This window comes from uncultured Gimesia sp. (genome assembly GCF_937910335.1).
In the GTDB taxonomy this organism is placed as follows: Bacteria; Planctomycetota; Planctomycetia; order Planctomycetales; family Planctomycetaceae; genus Gimesia.
The window spans coordinates 1-4,306 of record NZ_CALEMX010000550.1 but is presented as its reverse complement, the minus strand read 5'-3'; the positions used below and the strand labels follow the sequence as shown (position 1 = coordinate 4,306).

General features: G+C 47.4%; 2 protein-coding genes and 1 pseudogene. 2 read left to right on the top strand and 1 reads right to left on the bottom strand.

Annotation, left to right across the window (positions count from 1 at the left end; genetic code table 11):
• Nucleotides 1-831 (top strand): annotated as a pseudogene (locus Q0668_RS22725) (molecular chaperone HtpG); the annotation flags it as partial.
• Nucleotides 832-859: 28 nt separating this feature from the next.
• Here Q0668_RS22725 and Q0668_RS22720 read toward each other — a convergent pair.
• Nucleotides 860-2,353 (bottom strand): FAD-dependent oxidoreductase, encoded by a 1,494-nt coding sequence (locus Q0668_RS22720; protein WP_298868822.1) that lies wholly within the window; start codon nt 2,351-2,353, stop codon nt 860-862.
• Nucleotides 2,354-2,454: 101 nt separating this feature from the next.
• On the opposite strand from Q0668_RS22720, the gene Q0668_RS22715 reads away from it, so the two are divergent.
• Complete coding sequence (locus tag Q0668_RS22715) at nt 2,455-4,038, top strand: aldehyde dehydrogenase (NADP(+)) (protein ID WP_298868821.1); 1,584 nt, start codon at nt 2,455-2,457, stop codon at nt 4,036-4,038.
• The last annotated feature ends 268 nt before the right edge of the window (nt 4,039-4,306 follow it).

The window sequence follows — 4,306 nt, the reverse complement described above, 5'->3', positions numbered from 1 at the left end:
CTGGATTTCTACCGTCAGTTCGGAAGCAGCTTGAAAGAAGGAATCGGCACAGACTTCGAAAACCGAAACACCATCGCCAAACTCTTAAGATTTCCCTCATCACAGGGAACATCCGATAATGAACTCGTTTCACTAGAAGCCTATATCGAACGGGCCGATGAAAATCAGAAACAAATCTATTACCTGGGCGGACATGATTATAACACCATCGCCAAAAACCCGAACCTGGAAATCTTCCGTAAAAAAGGTGTCGAAGTTTTCTATCTGGCAGACCCGATGGATGAAATTGTCCTCTCTAATCTGGCGAAATTTGAAGACTACGAGATTGTTTCCATTGATTCCTCAGAAGTAAAACTTCCCGGTAAAGAAGAAACTGATTCAGAATCAGACGAAAAATCAGAATCAAAAGAGGAAGAGAAAGAAGCCTTATCACCTGAATTTGAAAAAGTGCTTTCCCTGTTAAAAGAAGAACTAAATGACGAAGTCGAATCAGTCACCAAATCCGAGCGTTTGACAGATAGCCCCTGCTGTCTAGTCGTGCCCGAAGGAGCAATTAGCTCTCAAATGCAAAAAGTACTGAGCATGAACAACAAGGACTTCCCGATGACAAAACGCATCCTGGAAATCAATCCTGATGCGGATTTAATCAAACGTCTTTGCACACTTTCGTCCAATGAAGACCAACATTCCTTCATCAAACAATGCGGCCGACAACTCTTCTGGAATGCTGCCATGATGACCGGAATTGCAACGAATCCGGATCAGATCACCGCCAACATCCAAAGCATGATGGAAGAACTGGCACAAAAGCGTTCGCCGATTATTACATAAGTCGAAACCGATAGTAATTTCACTTGATTCACCGCGGCTCTGATTCCGGAGCCGCGGTGTAGTGATACATATTTGAAGACCGGGTATGAAACAACCCTACCCGATTCCAGGGTTTTAACAATTGCTCGGCCTTGAATACCGCCAGTTTGATCTCATCCGAATCACAGTCTCCCTCTAATTGAATTCGTGATACCAAAACGAGCCAGTCACTAATCGCCTGCTTTAAGCCAGCATCATCTGCACACAAAAATAGCGGTCGGTCTCCCTCAAGACATCGTAAATGTTCAAAACTGGTTACCGCGGCAAAATAAAACAAAGTACTCACAGTAAACAAGTCAAAGTGATTTAAAGTCCGATAACAGCAGGATACAAGTTCGTCAATCAATGCCAGCTCAGACTGCATCGATTCTGAATACGCGGCTAACGCTTCCGTAAACTCGTTTTGCCTCCAGTAATTCTTGAACAGTTCTACAAGACGTTCAATTCCACATAAGGTATGAGCGATACCAGTACTGTGAAGAGGATCAATAAAACCTGCCGTATGAGGCAACAACGCCCAATTCTCACCAGCACACTCTTTCCAGCCACGTTGCAATCTGTTTGTGATACAGAGACCCGATTCCGGCGCAATGATCGACGCACCATTAAATTGAGAATAGATTGACGGATAGCGATTTAATAGTTCTCCCCAGATCTGTTCTGCCGATACCTCGTTCTGATCCGACTCCAGCACAAAACCGGTACTGGTAATTCCATTATTGAATCGTAATTGCCACATCCAGCCTTCTCGCAACACATGATGCAACGCCGCCGAATCACAGTCAAAAGGATAATCAGATTGATCAACCTGCTTCTGATTCAAAATCTCGCTCCACGGAGTCACGTTCTCGAAGTGTCCGTAAACCGCCCTCGAATTCGTTTGAAAATCTGTCTTCCGCTCAATCCTCAGAGCTTCAGGCACCATTCCAGCAGCTCCTGTAGCATCAATCAGAAAGGCAGCCCGAATGTCAACACGATCCCCCAGTCTTTCCCCTCTAATCGACCATTCGTCAGACCGCTTCAAATTCACTTCTGTCTGATCCAGATAGACAACATTGGATTTCTGTACTTCTTCGGCAAAAAAATGATCAACGTCTGCACGATACCAGTGCGTATCGGCCAGCAGATCACTATGGTTCGCCGTCACCAGCAATTCGCTGCCATGTTCCAGTTTCGCCTGAAAGTTTTGATTCGGCTCATGCGAAAAGTAGCTGAACCCCCGCTTAATGCCGCAAGCTAGATCCGGATAGCGCTGCTGCCAGGTTCCATACTTGCAAAATGGCTGAAATTGTGGAAGATCATACTCTTCAGAAAGTGACTTGAGCAAATAGCCGGCAATCGGTGTCGAGGATTCTCCGATCGAAAAGCGGGGATGTCTTCCGCGGTCTATCAATGCGACTGATAAGCCGATTCGGTCCAGTAAAAGAGCAGTCAAGCTGCCACCAAAACCGGCTCCCAGTATCACAACGTCAAATTGCTGCATTAGAGTGGATGGCTTCTTCTTTGATCAGATTTGAGTAAACTATCATGCAACACACATTTTAACCAATTGCTGACTTAAAAGCAGGTTCAGAAGGATAGATCATGGAGATACAACCAGTTCTTATTAACGGACAATGGACTTCTTCAAAGGGCTCCAAAACATTCCAAGCCGTCAATCCAGCAACAGCCGAGGTCCTGGAAGCATGCTTTCCTGTAAGTCCCTGGGAAGAAATCGAATCAACAATTCAGGCAGCTTCAGCCGCTTCGAAGGAAATGCGTGGTTGGCCAGGAGAACGATTCGCCAGCTTTCTCGAAGCCTATGCCGACGAAATCGAAAAACGGACCGACGATTTAGTTCAAACAGCAAATCAGGAAACAGGCTATCCCGCATCTCCCCGCTTACGAGATGGTGAACTCCCCCGCACAACCAATCAACTCAGACAAGCAGCTACACACGCCCGCGAAGGCTCATGGGCTCAACCCACAATCGATACCGCTACCGGCATCAGTGCGATGTTTGGCGCAATCGGACCCGTCGCCGTCTTTGGACCCAATAATTTTCCTTTCGCTTTCAACAGTATCGCAGGAGGCGATTTCGCTGCTGCAATTGCTGCAGGAAACCCGGTCATTGCCAAAGGACATTCCTCACACCCCGGCACAACCCGACTCTTCGCAGAAGCCGCTGATACCGCCGCCAAAGCGACACAGATGCCAACAGGATTCATCCAACTCATTTACCGCACGAGCCACGAAGACGGCTGTCGCATGGTCTCACACCCATTGATGGGAGCCATAGGCTACACCGGCGGTCGAAGCGCGGGATTAACGATTAAAGAAGCAGCCGACAAAGCGGGCAAACCCGTTTACCTGGAACTCTCCAGCATTAATCCCGTCTTCATTCTGCCGGAAGCGTTAACCGAACGAAGTGCAGAAATCGCTGAAGATTTTAAAGGCAGTTGCCTGATGGGAACCGGCCAGTTCTGTACCAATCCGGGTTTAGTGGTTCTGAAATCTGGTGCAGCGACAGACACATTCATTCAACAGGTCGTGCAAAAATTCGAAGAATCGCCTGCCGGTATCCTCTTGGGCGAAGGAGTCCAGAAAGGCTTTCAATCAGGAATCAAAGCGATTCAATCTGCCGGCGCCACACTCCTAACCGGAGGCAATACATCAGACGGACCCGGATTCTCCTGTGCCAATACATTATTAAAAGTGACCGGCAGCCAGTTCCTCAAAAACCCAGAGGCCTTACAGGAAGAAGCATTCGGCAACGGTTCACTCTTTGTAGTCGCCGACACAGAGGCAGAGCTGGCACAAATCGCAGAGAGCCTCGAAGGAAATCTCACAGGCTGTATCTACAGTCACACCGGCGGCAATGATGATTCACTATACGATCAAATCGCTCCCGGATTGCGACAAAAAGTAGGTCGTCTCTTAAACGACAAAATGCCAACAGGCGTCGCCGTCAGCCCTGCCATGAATCATGGCGGCCCTTACCCCTCCACGGGTCACCCCGTATTCACATCCGTGGGAATTCCCGCCGCCATTCATCGTTTTTCGATGCTGCAATGTTACGACAATATTCGCCCCCACCGATTACCAGATGCCTTAAAACCCCAGAACCCAAACCCCAATCTCTGGCGGTATATTGACGGAATGTACACAACCGACGATTACAATTCATAATCGTTCGATCCGATCAATGAAATGAATCTATCCTCAAAGCACCTGTTCAAAAGGACTTTTTCACAGCGATCCCACTGAAAGAATCCTTCAATTCGAATAGAGGGCGATTCTAACCAGGAGTTAACTAAGAGTAGAGAAAATATGAATTTACAATGATTTTTTTCGCCCGTTATATTGTGATTTCATCAAGCTTGTTGCTATTATCCTACCTCAGCCATCAATCGGCCCTCTGGAAGAGGAAAGTGACTCAGTACACTTCATACCCAGG

What these genes read in the sequence shown, in the direction of transcription:
- Q0668_RS22715 (WP_298868821.1), top strand. Translation starts at nt 2,455, where the DNA reads ATGGAGATACAACCAGTTCTTATTAACGGACAATGGACTTCTTCAAAG.
- Q0668_RS22720 (WP_298868822.1), bottom strand. Translation starts at nt 2,353, where the DNA reads ATGCAGCAATTTGACGTTGTGATACTGGGAGCCGGTTTTGGTGGCAGC.